This window comes from Kitasatospora sp. NPDC058243, assembly GCF_042882025.1.
In the GTDB taxonomy this organism is placed as follows: Bacteria; Actinomycetota; Actinomycetes; order Streptomycetales; family Streptomycetaceae; genus Kitasatospora.
In genome coordinates this window covers 62,905-79,173 of record NZ_JBHVWW010000015.1, presented here as the reverse complement: position 1 = coordinate 79,173, position 16,269 = coordinate 62,905, and the positions used below count along the sequence as shown (strand labels likewise).

16 protein-coding genes are annotated in these 16,269 nt (G+C 71.7%); 11 read left to right on the top strand and 5 right to left on the bottom strand.

Translation table 11 applies throughout. The annotated features are described in order from the left end of the window. The first annotated feature begins 878 nt into the window (after window positions 1–878). The 6 genes from ACFVX9_RS13275 to ACFVX9_RS13250 all read left to right on the top strand — a co-directional run bounded on the left by ACFVX9_RS13275 (window position 879) and on the right by ACFVX9_RS13250 (window position 7,077). Entirely contained in the window at window positions 879–2,495 is a 1,617-nt protein-coding gene (locus ACFVX9_RS13275) for a type I-E CRISPR-associated protein Cse1/CasA (protein WP_387981650.1), read from the top strand. Next, window positions 2,488–3,054: a type I-E CRISPR-associated protein Cse2/CasB gene (gene casB, locus ACFVX9_RS13270; protein WP_387981649.1), complete on the top strand. Its 567-nt coding sequence runs from the start codon at window positions 2,488–2,490 to the stop codon at window positions 3,052–3,054. Before ACFVX9_RS13275 ends, casB begins: the two co-directional genes overlap by 8 nt. A gap of 96 nt (window positions 3,055–3,150) precedes the next feature. After that, window positions 3,151–4,497 carry a type I-E CRISPR-associated protein Cas7/Cse4/CasC gene (locus ACFVX9_RS13265; RefSeq protein ID WP_063352463.1) on the top strand — a complete coding sequence of 449 codons (1,347 nt, stop codon included), beginning with the start codon at window positions 3,151–3,153 and terminating at the stop codon, window positions 4,495–4,497. Continuing rightward, window positions 4,494–5,420, top strand: coding sequence for a type I-E CRISPR-associated protein Cas5/CasD (cas5e, locus tag ACFVX9_RS13260; RefSeq protein ID WP_387981647.1), 927 nt, complete (start codon window positions 4,494–4,496; stop codon window positions 5,418–5,420). Before ACFVX9_RS13265 ends, cas5e begins: the two co-directional genes overlap by 4 nt. After that, window positions 5,402–6,169 (top strand): type I-E CRISPR-associated protein Cas6/Cse3/CasE, encoded by a 768-nt coding sequence (locus ACFVX9_RS13255; protein WP_387981645.1) that lies wholly within the window; start codon window positions 5,402–5,404, stop codon window positions 6,167–6,169. Before cas5e ends, ACFVX9_RS13255 begins: the two co-directional genes overlap by 19 nt. 407 nt (window positions 6,170–6,576) lie before the next feature. Then, entirely contained in the window at window positions 6,577–7,077 is a 501-nt protein-coding gene (locus ACFVX9_RS13250; protein ID WP_380374012.1) for a carboxymuconolactone decarboxylase family protein, read from the top strand. Here ACFVX9_RS13250 and ACFVX9_RS13245 read toward each other — a convergent pair. The 3 genes from ACFVX9_RS13245 to ACFVX9_RS13235 form a co-directional block, all read right to left on the bottom strand. Next, window positions 7,022–7,996: an alpha/beta fold hydrolase gene (locus ACFVX9_RS13245; protein WP_380478976.1), complete on the bottom strand. Its 975-nt coding sequence runs from the start codon at window positions 7,994–7,996 to the stop codon at window positions 7,022–7,024. The genes ACFVX9_RS13250 and ACFVX9_RS13245 overlap by 56 nt on opposite strands. Window positions 7,997–8,043: 47 nt before the next feature. Beyond that, entirely contained in the window at window positions 8,044–9,234 is a 1,191-nt protein-coding gene (locus ACFVX9_RS13240; RefSeq protein ID WP_387981692.1) for a glycosyltransferase family 4 protein, read from the bottom strand. A 71-nt stretch (window positions 9,235–9,305) separates the two neighbouring features. Further along, complete coding sequence (locus tag ACFVX9_RS13235) at window positions 9,306–10,463, bottom strand: acyl-CoA desaturase (RefSeq protein ID WP_387981642.1); 1,158 nt, start codon at window positions 10,461–10,463, stop codon at window positions 9,306–9,308. Between the two features lie 476 nt (window positions 10,464–10,939). Here ACFVX9_RS13235 and ACFVX9_RS13230 point away from each other — a divergent pair, with 476 nt between their 5' ends. Continuing rightward, window positions 10,940–12,160: a ricin-type beta-trefoil lectin domain protein gene (locus ACFVX9_RS13230; RefSeq protein ID WP_387981641.1), complete on the top strand. Its 1,221-nt coding sequence runs from the start codon at window positions 10,940–10,942 to the stop codon at window positions 12,158–12,160. Here ACFVX9_RS13230 and ACFVX9_RS13225 read toward each other — a convergent pair. Further along, window positions 12,157–12,309: a hypothetical protein gene (locus ACFVX9_RS13225; protein ID WP_380374022.1), complete on the bottom strand. Its 153-nt coding sequence runs from the start codon at window positions 12,307–12,309 to the stop codon at window positions 12,157–12,159. The genes ACFVX9_RS13230 and ACFVX9_RS13225 overlap by 4 nt on opposite strands. 212 nt (window positions 12,310–12,521) lie before the next feature. Between ACFVX9_RS13225 and ACFVX9_RS13220 the strand changes: the two genes are divergently transcribed. Both ACFVX9_RS13220 and ACFVX9_RS13215 read left to right on the top strand, forming a co-directional pair. Then, window positions 12,522–13,214, top strand: a complete 693-nt coding sequence (locus ACFVX9_RS13220; RefSeq protein WP_380374024.1) for an alpha/beta fold hydrolase — start codon at window positions 12,522–12,524, stop codon at window positions 13,212–13,214. A 194-nt stretch (window positions 13,215–13,408) separates the two neighbouring features. Further along, complete coding sequence (locus ACFVX9_RS13215; protein WP_387981639.1) at window positions 13,409–14,206, top strand: DUF2785 domain-containing protein; 798 nt, start codon at window positions 13,409–13,411, stop codon at window positions 14,204–14,206. A gap of 74 nt (window positions 14,207–14,280) precedes the next feature. Here the strand turns inward: ACFVX9_RS13215 and ACFVX9_RS13210 are convergent, their stop codons facing one another. Further along, the gene (locus ACFVX9_RS13210) at window positions 14,281–15,396 is read right to left on the bottom strand and encodes a hypothetical protein (protein WP_387981637.1); all 1,116 of its coding nucleotides are present in this window, start codon (window positions 15,394–15,396) and stop codon (window positions 14,281–14,283) included. 115 nt (window positions 15,397–15,511) lie between these two features. Between ACFVX9_RS13210 and ACFVX9_RS13205 the strand changes: the two genes are divergently transcribed. Together ACFVX9_RS13205 and ACFVX9_RS13200 are read left to right on the top strand one after the other, a co-directional pair. Further along, window positions 15,512–15,796, top strand: a complete 285-nt coding sequence (locus tag ACFVX9_RS13205; RefSeq protein WP_387981636.1) for a hypothetical protein — start codon at window positions 15,512–15,514, stop codon at window positions 15,794–15,796. A gap of 1 nt (window position 15,797) precedes the next feature. Continuing rightward, entirely contained in the window at window positions 15,798–16,235 is a 438-nt protein-coding gene (locus ACFVX9_RS13200) for a DoxX family protein (protein ID WP_380374031.1), read from the top strand. Window positions 16,236–16,269: the final 34 nt, after the last annotated feature.

The window sequence follows — 16,269 nt, the reverse complement described above, 5'->3', positions numbered from 1 at the left end:
GCGGGACCACCGCAGTAGTCCCCGTTCCACTCGGTCCATTCCCCCCCGTGCCCACAATTCCCGTGGAGCGTGCGCCCGTAGCGCGCGGCGGGCGCCCGCCGCGCGCTACGTCCCGGCGAGGTGCCGACTGCGGTGGGCGGGCAACTCGACAGCAGCGAGACGCAACTCGACAGCAGCGAGACGTCTGCCGTCGAAGCGACACGCAGAGTGACTCCGTATGCGCTCCGAAGCAGTCAATCTCTGAGAAAATCGCTGGCGTACCAGGCGTGGGGCCGCCATCGCGGTGATGTCGGCCCCAGTCGCTGGGGCCGACATCACCGAGATGAAAGGACCTGAGATGCCTGTGGGGAAACGTGGTTGGTTGAGTGAGCTGGTGCTGCTTTGGCTCGCATCGGTTGCAGCGGCACTGACGGTCCAGTTGGTGGACTTCCTCCGAGCCGTTCTCGGAGCAGCTTAGGCTCCGAGAACGGCCCTTCCAGCCGGCTGTAGGGTCCCGCCTCGTTCGCGCGGAGCGGGACCCGGAACGGAGTGCAGCGATCTCCGGTCGTCGAGCAGGCTGGGCAGCCGAGAGAATCGGCGGCGCCTCAGTCTATGGCGCGTCTTCTGCCCCTTTCTCGGGGGTGGTGATGTGATGGAGCCCTGTCAGCATCACGGAAGAGATACCCCCGCGTGCAGCGGGCATGGACCGTCGACGGCAGCGAGCGTTTGCCGGGTCGCTTTCCCCGCGCGTGCGGGGCTGTCCGGTGCCCCGTCGTCCCGGACTGGGATGGCGGGGCAATCCGGTCGATCGAGCTACACGATCCGATCCCGGGTGCTAGCGTCGGGCTCTGCCTGGGAGTCCCAACTCCCTTGCCAGAAAACAGCGATCATATGAAGTGATGGGCAGGGCCTTGCCGCGAACACAGCCTTCGGCCCCGGTCGAGCAGCGCCTCAGCTGGGATCCGCGGCGAGAGCCGTGCATTCCCGTCGTGACTCCCGAAGGCTCCAGCGTTCCGCTCTCCTTGTGCGAACTCCTCGACCAGTCCAACAGTTTGACGACGATCGACTGCCCGACCCCGGGTGAGACCGTTGCCGTCATCGAGTTCGTCATGGCCATCTGCTTCGCTTCCGGTACCTGTCCGAGCACGCCCGAGCAGTGGCGGGAGTGGATCCGTGACGAACGCAGCCTCCGCTCCGCAGCCGAGTGGCTGGCCGGTGAGCCGGACGAGCACTGGGACCTGTTCCACCCCGAGACGCCCCTCGGCCAGAACTCCCTTCTGGACCCCTCTTTCGACGAGAGCGGCACGGGGACCGCGCAGTTGGTCATCGAGCGGGCCGGTGACTACAACCAGTTCTTCGACCACCACCACCTCGAGGACGGCGAGCCGCTGCCGGCGGCTGACGCGTTCCGGGCCATGCTCGCCCAGCACGTGTACGGCACGTACGGCAGGGCGAGGATCACCGGCAGGATTCTCGGACCCACCGTCACCAACTTGTCCACCGGGCGGTTGCAGGGACGGATTCGGGTCGTTCCCCTCGGCCGTACGTTCGGCGAGACCTTGCGGCTCAACCTCTATCCGCCCGAGGGAGACCCGGGCCGGCTCAACACCTCCTGGACCAGTGGTTCGGTGAGCCGCCGGAACTTCGCTGTGCGGGCCCGCCCGCGGGTGCCGGAGAGCCCTGCCGACCTGCACAGCGCGCTCGGCCGCTCCGTCCTGTTGCGACCGAAGCGCGATGCGGACGGTGCGATCGTCGTCGACCGCGTGTTGATCGGAGCCGGCGAGGTCCTCGAACTCGACCCGGAAAAGCACATGCAGGACGCTGTGTTCAGCCGGACCGCGGGCGGAGAGGTCAAGCCCCTGTGGCCGTCGCCCACGCGCGCGCTCTGGCAGGAGGCGCACGCCCTGTACAGCGCGGTGAAGGACGCGCAGCCCGGTCTCTACGCGCGACTGCGCTCGCTGCCGCACAAGCGGGATTGCCGGGGCGCGCCCTACCACTTGTGGGCTGTCGGCCTCGTCTCCAACAAGACGCTGCCGGTCTCCTGGACAGACGGCTACTTCCCTTACGCCCCAGCGATGGAGGTACAGCTCTACCGTGCGTCCCGGCGGGGCTCGCGCATCGCCGAGTACCTGGCGTGGAGTCTCAAACGGGCGGCGATCCTCGCCTCGGAGAAGGTCCACTCGGTGGCGCGGCCGGCCGACGAGGCCCGCCAGATGTCCCGGTTCGACGCGCGGTGGATGTTCTGGCCCGAGGCTGCCAAGCCCTTCGACCAGTTGCTGGAGGCAGTGATCGATGAGGGGTACGACAACCCGGGAGATCCGGTCGCGCCCCTGCTCCTGGAGTACACGCAGACCCTCACCGGTCTGGCCCGTACCCACCTCGTCTACCGCCTCGACACCCTCCCGCCCAACGAGCGGGGCTTCCAGGCCAGGGCGGACGCCCTGAAGCGTTTCGAGGACGACATCAGCCATCCGAAGGCCCCGGCCGAACTCCGGGGGGAGACCGCCCATGACTGAGGACAGCTCCCGAGACGGGTACCCCGTCGAGGACGCCTTCCCGCACGACAGCGCCGCACTGGTTGCCTGGCTCACCACCCTGGTGCGCAACCGCGAGTACGGCACCCTGGCCAACCTGCGCCGGGCCAGGGGCCGGACGAACGCGCACATCCGGGCCGGCTGGTACGGCGGCGAGAGCCACCGCGACCTGTTCGAGCGGATGGCCTTCCTCTTCGCGCTCTACCACCAGGGCCGTTCGACGCCCGCCTACGGCTACGGGAGTCTCGGTTCGGCGGCGGCGCGCATCGGTGACAGCGTGGGACGGGGCCCGGGCGACCCGGGCGCGCAGCGGCTCGTGGACCGGGTGGTCGTCAGCCGGAGGGTGCCGTGGCGGCACCTTCAGCACACCATCGTCCGGCTCCGGTCCTGTGACCAGCTCCCGCCCTCCTGGACCCGGCTCACCGAGGACCTGATCCTCTGGAACGACCGTAAGGCCCGCATCGCCTACCAGTGGTCGGTCGACTTCCATGCCCCGGTCCACCGGAGCCGGCCGTCCGGCAGTTCGCCGCAGAGCCGGTAGGCCGACGCCGAGCAGGACCAATAGGCCCGGTATGTCAGACCAGTAGGCCAAGCACGACACGTACACGATCCCGACCGACCATAAGGACGCGACCGCGTGACCGCAGACGCTCGAAGCCCGTTCCTCTCGCTCCACCTCCTGGAGACGCTCGTCGCCGTGCTCCCGGTCAGGGACGAGAACGGTCAGCCCAAGTCCCTCGTGTACGGCGGGTTCGAACGGCACATGATCACCAGCCAGGCCCGGCGACGCGCCGAGCGCGTCTACGCCCGCAACCGGGCCAATGCCGGCATCGGCGCCCTCAAGGGCCGGAGCATGGGCACCCGGACAAGGGAGTGGGCACTCCTCGCGGCGGCCGAACTGTCGTCCGGGAACGGCTGGGAGAAGGAGGAGGCCCTGATCACGGCGCGCGCGGTGATCGAGGCGAGCGGCTTGAAGTTCGGCGACCCGGCCAAGAAGACGGTGGCCAATCTGACCAAGGTGCTGGTCTTCGCGCCCGCCGACGCAGGCACCAGGATCGCCCGGCACATCGCCGAGAACGCCGACGAGATCCGGCCGTGGCGCGACAGCTACCTCGCCGGCCAGCAGAAGGCCTCGAAGAAACCCCGCCGCGGTGCGGCGAAGAACGCTGAGGAGCAGGAGAACGACGACGCGCAGGCAGCCACGGAGTCCGGTACCACAGGCCTCCCCCCTCTCCCCAAGAGCACGCGCAACGCCGTTCTGCTCGCCATCGCGCCCCGTGACGCTGTGGACATCGCCCTCTACGGGCGCTTCCTCGCCGAAATCGCCGACTCGCCCAATGTCGACGGGGCGGTGCAGACCGGCCATGCCTTCACCGTGCACGCCGCAGAGCAGATCGAGGACTTCTACGCGGCGGCCGACGACGCGAAGCTCGACCGTAAGCGCAACGCCCTCAGCTTCCTCGACACGGCGGACGACGCGGGCGCGGGCATGACCGGGTACCAGTCGCTGATCTCCGGGACCTTCTACCGGCACGCCGTCCTGGACCGCCGACAGCTTCGCGCCAACCTCCAGCAGGCCGGAATGGAGACGGAGGAAGCGGAGGAAGCGGCGACCGCCGCCGAGGCGGAGTTCGTCAACGCCTTCGTCGAGGCCGTCCCGGAGGCGAAGAAGAACTCCACCGCCTCCACCGGCTCGCTGCCGGCACTCGTGCTCGCCTTCGAGGGCGAGCGCCCGTACAACTACGCTGCCGCCTTCCAGAACCCCGTGGACGAGAACCCCGAGAGCAGCGGCGGCGAGGGCCCGGCCGGCCAGGCGGCGGTCCGCCGTCTGATGCGGCACCACCTCTTCGTCAGCAAGCGCCGCGGCGACCTGCGGTCCGCGCGCGTCCTCACCTACGCACCGGAGATCGCGGACCTCCTGGAGACGGTCGACCCCACCGGGGCCGTGGACGTCGTGGACTCCATCGAGGACCTCACGCCGTGACCGACGCCCCTGCCACGACCGGTCCTACTGCCAGGACCGGCTCCACCGCGACGACCGATGCACCGCAGCACGTTCTGCTCATCAGGTTGGCCGGGCCGCTGCAGTCCTGGGGCATCAAAGGCCGGTTCGCCCAGCGCGACACCCACACCCGGCCCACCAAGTCCGGAGTGATCGGCCTCTGTGCGGCAGCCCTCGGCCTTGACCGGGAGGATCCGCTCGACGAACTCGGGTCCGTCCTCTTCGGCGTTCGCGCCGACCGCCCCGGAACGCCCATGCGGGACTACCACACCGTCGGGGGCGGAAGGTATCCCGTCCGCCCCCGCGACCTCGTGACGGACCACCGCCGGGCCTCGGCCCTGGAAGCGCTCGGGGAGCAGAGAGAGGGCACGACCGCATCCTTCGGCAGCCACGCGCTGGCATCCTGGTACGGCGCACCGAAGCGGATCGCGGCGGACCCCCGTTCCGGGGCGCTGGTCGCAGGTGAGGTGAGCCGCCACGCCATGATCACCGAGCGCTGGTACCTGTCCGACGCGGCCTTCCTCGTCGGCCTCCAGCACTCCGACCACGCACTCCTCGAACGGATCGCCCACGCACTGGAGCACCCGGAGCGCCTGCTCTGGCTGGGCCGCAAATCCTGCCCGCCCTCGGGTGACCTCTTCGTCGGCATCGCCCCGGGCATTCTGTCGGAGGTCTTCGAAACCCGGGCGTTGCTCCCGGCAGCCGACGACGGGCAGCCGCCGCCGAACGTCAGCCAGACCCGGTGGGCCTGGATCGAGAGCCCGCACCCGCTGCCGGGCGTCGGGCCGGTCCGCGACCAGCCCGAGAGGTTCCTCGCGAGCGGTCCCGTCCACCGGCAGCGCTGGGAGTCCCGGCACCGCATCACCATCTCCCCGCACGCCACCGAATGGGACATCATCCCGTGAACGCCCTGCGCACAACCGAGCCCGTTCCCGCCAACAAGGCGGCCAGATTCGTCGCCACACACACCCTGATCACGTTGGACGCCAGGCACCCATATACCGCCAAGTCACTGATCGATGCCCAAGACATGCACCGGACCGTCATGAGCGGCTTCCGCGGCTGGGTCGACGACGGAAGCCGGGACGCCCGCGCCCAGATGAAGGTGCTGTCCAGCTGGACCGTCGACCTGAGCACCGCCCGGCTCTCCCTGGTCGTACAGTCCGCCGTCCCCGGCGACTGGAGCGGCCTGCCCCGAGCGGCGCTGGTCGAACCGCCGCACAGTCTGGTGGTGGACCGCACCTTCCGCATCGGGGACCGACTCGACTTCCGCACGGTCGTCAATCCGGTCAGCAGCCGACCGGCCGGGCCGCCGGCCCCCGGAGGCGGCGGGGGTGGAAGGGGTGTACGGGTGCCGCACACCCGCCCGGAACACGTGAAGGCGTGGTTCGCCCGCCGCCTGCAGCCGGTCGGCGAACCGGCGGTGGCCCCGGACGGAGTGGTCCGGCTCGGCGTCGACTCCGACATAGAACGGCTGGCCCTCCGCATCCTGCCGAAGGTCTCCAGCCACGGCCCCCACCGGGGCCTGCTCATCAGCCGGGCCGAGATCCGCGGAACTCTGAGCGTCACGGACCCACAAGCACTCACGGCCGCCCTCACCCACGGCTTCGGCCATGCCCGCGCCTACAGTTGCGGCCTGATCCTGGTCCGATGACTGCCTGATGGTGCTGACCGGGCCGGTCGTGCCCGGTGTCGGAGCGGACAGTCGTCGTTCTGGCCGCCCCTGGAGGTCAGGTACCTCCGGGGCAGGCAGGGTTCCTGCTGGTCAGCCGGGAGGCAGGTCCGCTCATGGTGGCGGGCCCGCCCAGGAGGGCGTGAGCACTGGCTTCCGCGAGGGGTCGAGGGCGACTCGGTCTCGTGGGCGTCTCGGGGTGTGAGCTGCGGTACGTGGCGGTGGCAGTCGCACGCGGTGTGCCGATGCTGTTCAGGTGACGCCACTCGTGGTGGGGTGCCGCGCAGGACGGTAGCCTTCCAAAGTGGTTTCACTTTCAACTATGATGGTGTGGTGACATGCCGGCCGTGAGTGATCCGTTGATCTGCTGATCCGTCAGAGGAGTTCCCGTGAGTGATGTGACCACCGATGTGACCGCTGCCCCGGTGCGGCGGCGGGTGTTCATCGACAAGCAGAGCCCTCAGGCCTACCGGGCGTTGCGGGCGACTGCCGAGGCTGCCGGGGCGGGGGCGGCGGAGGCCGGGTTGGACCGCAGGGTGGTGGAGCTGGTCAATCTGCGGGTGTCCCAGATCAACGGGTGTGCCTACTGCCTCAATGTGCACACCAGGGCCGCTCTTCAGGCCGGCGACACCGCGCAGCGCCTGGGCACGCTGCCGGCGTGGCGCGACACCGAACTGTTCACGCCGCAGGAGCGGGCCGCGCTCGCCCTGGCGGAGGTGACCACCGATCCGTCGGACGCCGTCGCGCAGGAGGCCGCCTACGGTGTCGCCCGCGAGGTCCTGACGGACGACCAGATCTCGGCGGTCATCTGGGTGGCGATCGCCATCAACGCCTTCAACCGCGTGTCGATCCTGAGCAAGCACCCGGTGCGCCCGATCCCGGCGCAGTGACGGTGCCGCGCGGGCTCGCCTCGGTGATCAGGGCGCGGATCGCCGTGGCCACGGGGGCCGGCCGTTCCTGCATGGCGACGTGGCCGACGCCGGGCAGGGTGAGGAGGCGGGCGTCGCGGAAGGCCGCGTAGGCCCGGGGCGCCGTACGGAAGGGGACGAGGGCGTCGTCCCGCCCGTACACGAGCAGGGTGGGGGCGGTGACGCGGCGGGCCAGGTGCCAGGCCGAGGCCTCGCCCCGCCGAAGGGACGCGCGGACCACCGAGCGCACTCCCTCGGCCAGCATGTCCTGCGCGTACGGCAGTTCGGCGCGGCGTCGGCGCTCGCGTGCCTCCACCGACCGTTGCTCGGTGCCGACGAGGGCGGGGTTCGCGTAGATCAGGCGGTAGAGGTCGTCGAGTTGGCGGTCGGGGCTCTGGGCGGCCAGGAGGCGGGCGTGCAGTCGCGGCGCGCCCGGCAGGCCGAGCAGGGCCACCCGTAGGGCCGGGGCGGGCGGGAACGTCGGCAGCACGGGCGAGATGAGGGTCAAGGTGGCGACCAGGTCGGGCCGTTGGGCGGCGAGGCGCAGCGCGATCAGGCCGCCGAGCGAGTTGCCGACCAGGTGTACGCGGCGGTGCCCGTTCCGGTCGGGGTGATGGTCGGGGTGATGGCCGGGGTGACGGTCGCGGTCGCGGTCGAGGTGGCGGTCGAGGTGGCCGGCCACGGCTACGGCCTGGTGTTCGACGGTGACGTCGCCGTCGGGCGGGGGCGCCGACCTTCCGAAGCCCGGGAGGTCGAGGGCCAGGCAGTGCGCCGAGGTCCGCAGCAGGTCGATCAGGTGGGCCCAGTTGTGGGTCCAGCCGCCCAGTCCGTGCAGGAAGACGGCGGTGCCGGCGGCCGGAGCGGGGCTGCGGACGTACTCGGCGGCGAGGGGGTGGTGCATGGAGGTCCGTTTCTTCGGGGTGGGTCCGCACTCTCCTGCCGACCTGCTCAGCGGCGCAGGGGTGGCCCGGCCGTCTCGGTGCGGGCGAGCCGGTAGTGCTCGACGAGGAGGTCGCCGACCGTCTCCCAGCTGCGCTGCGTCGCCGCGGCACGCCCCGCCCGCCCGAACGCCGCCCGCAGTTCGTCGTTGCGGGCGAGACGTTCGACGGCCTCCCGGAACCCGTCCGCCGCGCCGGGCGGGACGAGGAATCCGGTGTGGCCCGGGCGGACGAGGTCGAGCGGCCCGCCGGCCGCCGGGGCGACGACGGGCAGCCCGCTCGCCATGGCCTCCTGGAGGGTCTGGCCGAAGGTCTCGAACGGCCCCGCGTGGACGAAGGCGTCGAACGAGGCGTAGAGCCGGGCGAGTTCGTGTCCGGACCGGAGCCCCAGGAAGACCGCGTCCGGGAGCACGGTTTCCAGCCGGGCGCGGCACGGGCCGTCTCCGACGACCACCAGCCGGACCCCCGGGATGCGGGACACCTCCGCCAGCCGGTCGACGTGCTTCTCCGGCGCCAGGCGTCCGACGTACCCGACCAGGACGTCTCCGGGGCGGCCGAGGCGCCGGCGCAGGGTCTCGTCACGGTGGTGGGGGTGGAACCGGGTGCAGTCGACGCCGCGCGGCCACAGGTGGACCCGGGGGATGCCGTGCGCCAGCAGGGCGCGCAGCGAAGCCTGCGACGGTGCCAGCGTCCGGGCTGCCAAGGAGTGCACCCGTCGCAGCCGCCACCAGGCCAGCCGGGGCCCGGCCGCGCCCAGCGCCGGCAGGTACGTCCTGGCGTAGGCGGCCAGATCGGTCTGGTAGACCGCCACGGACGGGACCCCTGCCCGGTCGGCCGCCGCGGCGCCGACCGCCCCGAGCGCGAACGGGCTGGCCAGGTGGACCACGTGCGGGCGGTGCCGCTCGATGGCGTCGGCCACCCCGCGCCCCGGGAGCGCGACCCGCACCTCCGGGTAGCCGGGCAGTGGCACCGACGGGACGCGGACCACCTCGTAGCCGTACGCCTGCTCTCGGCGCAGGTCGCGGTGCAGGTCGCGGTGCAGGTCGCCTGCGTGCCGTCGCGCGGCCCGCGCGGCTGGTGCCCGCACGGCGGGTGCCACCACCACCGGGGTGTGGCCCCGGGCGAGGAGGTGTTCGGCGGTCCGGAGGACGCTGTGGGCGACACCGTTGAGCTGCGGGGCGAAGGACTCGGTGACGATCAGGACGCGGAGCCGTTCGCCGCCGGGGGCCGGGCCGTCCGCGGTGCGCGCCGCCGGCCCGGACAGGACTCCGCTCACCGTGCCGCCGCCTCCGCTTCGGGCGCGGCCTGCGGCTCCGGGGCGGTTGGCCGGGTCGGCTCCGGGGCGGTCGGCCGGGTCAGCCCCGGGTCGGTCGGTCGGGTCGGCGGGGCCGACTGCGCCGGGTCGGCGGGGAGGGAGCGGCCGATGGCCCGCAGGTCCCGCAGGATCTCCCGGAAGCAGGCGATCAGGCCCGCCTCGCTGTACGGCACGCCGACCTGGGCGCAGTAGTCGCGCACGATGCGCGAGGCGGGGCGCAGCGCCGCGACCGGCATGGCCGGGAAGAGGTGGTGCTCGATCTGGTAGCCGAGGCCGCCGAAGAGGAAGTGGACGAACCGGCCGGCCCGCAGGTTGCGCGACGGCAGCACCTGCCGGCGGAGGAAGTCGGCACGCTCCGCGTCCGGGCCGGTCATCGGCATGCCCTTGTGGTTGGGGGCGAAGATGCACCCCAGGTACACGCCGAGGACCGCCCCGAACAGCACGGCGAAGGCCAGCGCCTGGAGCGGCGCGAGGACGACGGCCAGCAGGGCCGCCGCCAGGGCGTAGTGCAGCGCGGCGAGCGTGCGTTCCAGGGCCGGGTACCGGACGGTGCCGCGGGTCAGGGTCAGGCAGGTGGCGACGAGCAGCCCGAGTGCCTGGAGGGACAGCAGCGGGAAGAACAGCTCCGCCTGGTACCTGGCCGCGATCCGCCTCAATCCCCTTGTGTGGCCTGCCTGTTCGGTGGTCCGGGCGAAGAGGAGGGAGTCCGCGGCCGGGTCGTGGCCCTCACGGTTCGGGTGCGCGTGGTGCCGGTTGTGGTCGCTCACCCACCACCCGTAGCTCATGCCGACCACCAGGTTGCCCAGCACGATGCCCGCCAGGTCGGTCGCCCGCCGGCCGGCGAACACCGCGTGGTGGGCGACGTCGTGCCCGAGCAGCGCCAACTGGCCGATCACAAAAGCGAACAGGGGCGCGAGGCACAGCTGCCACCAGCTCGCGCCGAGCACGACGAACCAGGCCAGGAGCAGTGCCAGGGCGGCGAACAGCGCGGCGCTCCGGCCCGCGTAGTACAGGGGACGCCGGCGCAGCAGACCGGCGTCGGAGACGCGCCGGTGCAGTTCGGCGAAGTCGCCGCGCCGGGTGGTCCCGGTGGGCGGGGTGTCCTGAACGGTCATGCCACCATTCCGGTCTCGGGTCGCTCCGGTCGCTCCGGCCGGCCGTGGCAGCCGCACCGCGAGGCCCCGGGCAGGGTGGCGTCAGCCTTCCGCATCCGGACCGCCGTTGTCGCGGCGCTGCGCCGTGTCGCGGCCGGAGGCGGCCCGATCGGGTGGCGGCGGGCCCGGCTGCTCCGCTGTGCGTCCGATCGCCGATCGCCCGTTCGGTTTTCGCACGGTTCGGTGTGGTTGAGCAGAGCCGGGGGAGGGCGCCCCGGCGAGGAGGATGCGCGCTTGCCCCGGAACGATCATTTCGGGGAGGCGGCCTGCACCGATCAGTCGAATGGGTGATCGGTGCCTGTGGAATCTCCGGGGCCCCCGATCACTCCTGGCGACCTCATGTGTTGCGGACCGTGACCGGGTGGGTGAGGGTCGCGCTGGGGAATCCGTACGGCGCCGACGGCTTGCGGCCGCCGCTGACCTGTCAGGAGCAACGGATGTCGCACGTCTCCCGGCGCCGCGCCATGTGCGCGCTGCCGCTCGCCTGTCTCGCCCTCGCCGGCCTGCCCGCCGGAGAAGTCCCGGCCGTCGCGAAACCGGCGGCCTCGGCCCTCGCGGGGCCGGCGGTGCCAGCCGCAGCGGCCCAGCCCCGTTACGGCCAGACGCCCGGTTCGTACTCCTACTGGACAATCGCCGGCGACACCGTCCTCACCGAGGTCACCTTCCGCAACACGGTGGTGACCACCCCCGGCGACGGCGACGTCTTCTGGTCGAGCCAGTTCAACTTCGACGGGAACCTCTCCTACATCGGCTTCCAGGACAAGCAGCAGAACGACGGCCTGTTCAACTGGTCCACCTGGGCCGACACCGAGCTCCAGTTCGCCGACGGCACCCAGGGCTCGCACTGCTGGAACAGCACCGGCGAGGGCCAGCACCTCCAGTGCGCCAACAGCACCGTCAACCAGGGCCGCCCGGTCACCGGCCACACGTACGCCTTCCAGGTCCGGATCGACCCCGCCACCCACTGGGTGACGGCCACCGTCACCGACGAGACCGCCGGCACCTCCTTCGTCCTCGGCTCGGTCCTGCTCCCCAAGTCGCAGCAGATCAAGCACGACTGGAACAGCTGGGTGGAGTACTTCGACTGGAACAGGCCCGCCTACGCCTGCAACGACAACGCGTACTCCGAGAACCGCTGGGGCCCGATGACCGGCAACGGCGGCACCCTCACCGCCACCAACACCGGCACCTCGACCAGCGGCGCCTGCGACGACATGATCCGCCAGCGGAAGCAGCCCGACGGCACCCTGCTCACCGAACTCGGCCTCGGCCAGTCCGCCCGCTGGCCGCTCCGGTTCGCCAACGGCGCCTGCCTCGACCGCGGCGGCGCCAACGGCGCCATCAGCTACCGCTGCGCCACCACGCCCAACGCCAACCAGCTCTTCGTCTTCGCCCGCGACGGCAGCCTGCACACCGCCCAGGGCAACGAGTGCCTGGCCGCACCCGCGGCCGTCGGCGGCCAGGTGGTGCGCGCCGCCTGCGACGGTTCCGCGGCCCAGCGGTGGAGCTACGACGGTGCTCGCCAGGCCGTGGTCAACCCCGCCGGCTGGGCGCTCACCTCCAGCACCGCGGGGCGCAACAGCGACCCGGTGACCGCGCGGCCCGCCGACGGCAGCCCTGAGCAGACCCTCACGGCGGTCGTGCGGACGGATGCCTAGCTGTTCTGTCCCGTGAGGTCGGGGGTTACGCGCAGGTGGCGGCTCACGTCGCCGACCAGGGTGAGGCGGACCCGGCGCTCCGCGAACTGCCAACGGCCGCCCCGGAGTTCGAAGCGGTCGTGGTAGCGGCCGGCGGCGATGGGCTGCAAGGGGAAGTCGGCCCGGCCGACTTCCCACTCCGGTGCACCGGCCCGGTTCGGTGCCGTCCGGTGCGGTGGAGTCCCGTCCGGTGCGGTGCGGTGCGGTGCGGTGTGAGGCGCGGCTCGGCCCGAACTACGTCGGATGACGGACGCGGGCGCCCGGGGTCGCCACTAACCTGCTCTGACGCAACGTCATGCACCAGGCGGCGATGGGAGAACCGATGAGTGAGCAGGAAAACCGCAAGAACATCGTCCTCGTCCACGGCGGGTTCGTGGACGGCTCCGGATGGCAGGGGGTGTATCAGCGGCTGACCGGGGCCGGGTTCCGGGTGAGCATCGTGCAGAACCCGACGCTGTCGCTGGAGGGCGACGTCGCCGCCGTCCACCACGTCCTCGACGGCCTCGACGGGTCGGCCGTCCTGGTCGGCCACTCCTACGGCGGCGCCGTGATCACGGAGGCGGGCAACCACCCGAAGGTGACGGGCCTCGTCTACATCGCCGCGTTCGCCCCCGACAAGAGCGAGTCGGTGGGCAGCCTGATCGCCGACCCGGCGCCCGGCGCCCCGGTGCCGCCGATCCTGCCGCCCAGGGACGGCTTCCTCTTCCTCGACCGGGACGAGTTCGCCGCCTCGTTCGCCGCCGACGTCCCCGCCGAACTGGCCGCCTTCATGGCCGACTCCCAGGTCCCCTGGGGCGTCGACGCCCTCAACGGCGCCGTCTCCCAGCCCGCCTGGCGCACCAAGCCGAGCTGGTACCTGGTGGCGGCCGACGACCGGATGATCCCGCCGCCCGCCCAGCACGCCATGGCGGAGCGGGCCGGCGCCCGCACCTCCGCGGTGTCCGGCAGCCACGCCGTCTACGTCTCCCGCCCGGACGCGGTGGCCGACTTCATCCGGCAGGCCGCCGACAGCTGACGGCGCGGCCGCCCGATCCGGACCACCCGACGCGCGGGCGGCGAACAGGCCGTCGGCCGCCCGCGCCCGTCCCTGGTTCCGGCCGAGGCCCAGGCCCAGGCCGAGGCCGAGGCCGCTGCCGTTACGGTCGTCGCCGTGGGCGGATCCGGATAATCGCTGGTCACGCCGTCCGTGGCGGGCTAGCCTCGCTGCTCGTGACTGACTGGTACAAGATCTACTCCGACGCATGTGCGGTGCCCCCGGGCGGCGATCTGGACGAGCTCACCGCAGAACTGGCGGAGTGCCTGCGGGATCCGGACCCGGAGGTGCGCGACGGCTACCCGTACGTCGTGTTGCGGACCTGGATCGAGCGTGACGTCATCGACGGCGCCCGCCGGGTCCGCCTGGGCGATGACATGGCGGCCCGCTTCGCCGCCGGTTCGCCGATTCAGGCCCGCACGTTCGCGCCGCTGGTCCTGGACATGATCGTCAGCCGCGGGGACCTCCGCCAGGAATGGCTGGACGCGTTCACCCGCTGGTACCCCGCAGAGAGCGACCTGCGCGGACACGACGCGCAGCTGGGCTGGCTGCACGCCGTGGCGCACGGCGCCGACTTGCTCGGTGCCCTCGGCCGCCACCGCGATGTCGAGCCGGTCGAGATGCTGGACCTCGCGACCGCGCGGCTCCTCGCGCCCACCGACTACCTGTACGCCGAACGGGAGGACGACCGGCTCGCCCGCGCGATCGCGCTGACTCTCACCAACCCGAAGCTCACCGCGGACCAGTCCGTCGCCTGGCTCGACGACATCGGCGCCGACTTCCGGGCCGTGGCCCGGGGCACCACCCCGACATACGTGTCCAACGCGCTGCGCACCCTGCGGATGCTCTACCTCCTCACCGACCTCGGTGTCCCGCCGCAGCCGGGGCAGCCGCCTCGGCAGGTCCCGCATCGCGACGCGGTCAAGCGGCGACTCGTCGAAGTGCTGGCGGACGACGCGAAGTCCATCGGCTGACAGCCCGACGCCCCATGCCCCACGTGGCGAGCCGTCCGGGCCTCCTCGCCGTCGCCCGCGGTGCCCTCGTCCCGCTACCGGATCGTCTTCTCGACGATCGCGTGGTCGGGGAAGAGGCCGCTGCGGGCTCCGTTCCAGTTGATGTCGATGCTGAACTCGTTGACGGTGGCGTTGATCGCGGGGGTGTCCGTCGCCGGCGCCAGGGCGCCGGCGGGCTGGTGCCACCCGTCCCAGGTGTCACCGCCGGTGGAGGAGGTGTTGATCCAGACGTAGCCGTCGGCCCCGATGCAGGCGAGCATCTGTCGGCGCTGGTTGGCGTACTGGGGGTCGCCCGGGGCGACGGTGTAGTCCTGGTACCCCATCCGCGCGGCCGACACCCCGGAGATGCACACGGCCCCGCCCGGCACCTGGCTCGCGGCTCCGGTCGCCCCGGTGGCGGGGTTGCGCCAGATCTGCCAGACGTGGTTGTCGGTCCCGACCAGGTAGATGTGCTCCATCTCGCCGCCCGCCGCCTCGTTCCAGGCCATGATCGGGCTCGGTCGCCGGGTGCCCGTCGTGCCGCTTCCCTGCGGCCCCACGTGCCACTGGCTGTTGGGGAAGCTGATCGCGGTCTGCGAGCGGGTGCCGTCCGGGCGGGTGTGCACGCTGGTGATCCGGTAGAGGCCGTTGACGTCCGCCCAGTCGAAGAGCACGGTGCTGCCCAGGCTCTCCAGGGAGATGCCGCCCCAGGCGGCGGCGTCGCCCTCGATGCGGTGCCACGGTTCCCACTGGTTCGCGGACGGGTTCTGTACGGCGGTCCAGTAGATCTGGTTGTCCACCCCTTGGTGGGCGACCATGACACGGTCCTGCCACTGCACGATGGCGGGGGAGTAGTAGCTCTGGGTCTGGAAGCCGCCCAGCGGCTGCCAGGCACCGTTGTTGAACCGGAACCAGATGCCGTTGTCGAGGCCCCTGGTGACGTCGTAGGTGTTGCCGTTGACCGTCACCGTCTTCATGTAGGACAGGCTGCTGACTCCGACGCCCCGCCAGTCCAGTTCCACCGCCCCGGCGGGGGCCGGGGCGGCCAGGAGCAGGACGCCTCCGGTCAGCGCGGCCGCGATCACGGTCCTGACCCGGCCCGACCCGATCCCGACCCCGATCCGGCGCAACGCCGTCGTCCGTCGCAGCTGGTGCGCAGTTGTCCGGTGCACTTCGGGCTTCCTTTCGCTGAGGATCCCTCGGCCCCCTCCCCAGGCGAACGTGCCGGGGTGGCCACCGGGGATTCCGCGGACTCGACCTTCTGGCCGTGCAGGAACCGTAGTTGCCGTGCGGTTCCGCAGTGTGCTCTGCGCGCACTCGTCGTTGACGGTCAACGCCGCAGTGGCCGAACCGGCCGCCGACGCGGCGGCTCACCCTGAGTTCGGCGAAGCGGTCGAGGGCGATCGGGCGGGGCTGATCGGTGGACCGTCGGCAGGCCGTCGGCGGGCTGCTGGCGGGCTGCTGGCACTGGAGTTGGGGCTGCCGGAAAATTTTTCTTCCGGGACCGATGAGTTCGGGCGGTGGTGGCGGTCATACCTGGGAAAGCAACGACAGCCGACCGGGGAGACCTGAGATGTCCAGCACCGCTACCGCCACTACCACTTCCACCAGCACCACCACCACGGCCGCGAGTTCCAGCAAGGCCGTGATCCGGGTGGTCTGGACGCTGCGGATCCTGCTCGCGCTCTTCTTCGCCTTGGCCAGCGCGCTGCCCAAGCTGCTCGCGATCCCCGCCGCCACGACCGTCTTCGACGCCATGGGTGTGGGCCACTGGTTCATGTACCTGACCGGGCTGGTGGAACTGGCCGGAGCGGTCGGCCTGCTGGTCCGCCGGCTGGCCGGGCCGGCAGCCACGGCGCTGATCGTCTTCCTGGTGTTCGCGTTCGTCACCCAGCTCACCGCGATGCACGGTGAGAACGCCGGGACCCCGTTCATCTTCATGGTGCCGCTGGCCGTCATCGCCTGGAACCGGCGCGCCGAGACCGCCGAGCTGCTCGGCCGCCGGCGCTGACCGGGTGCTTGCGGGGTCTTGGCCGCACTTTGTG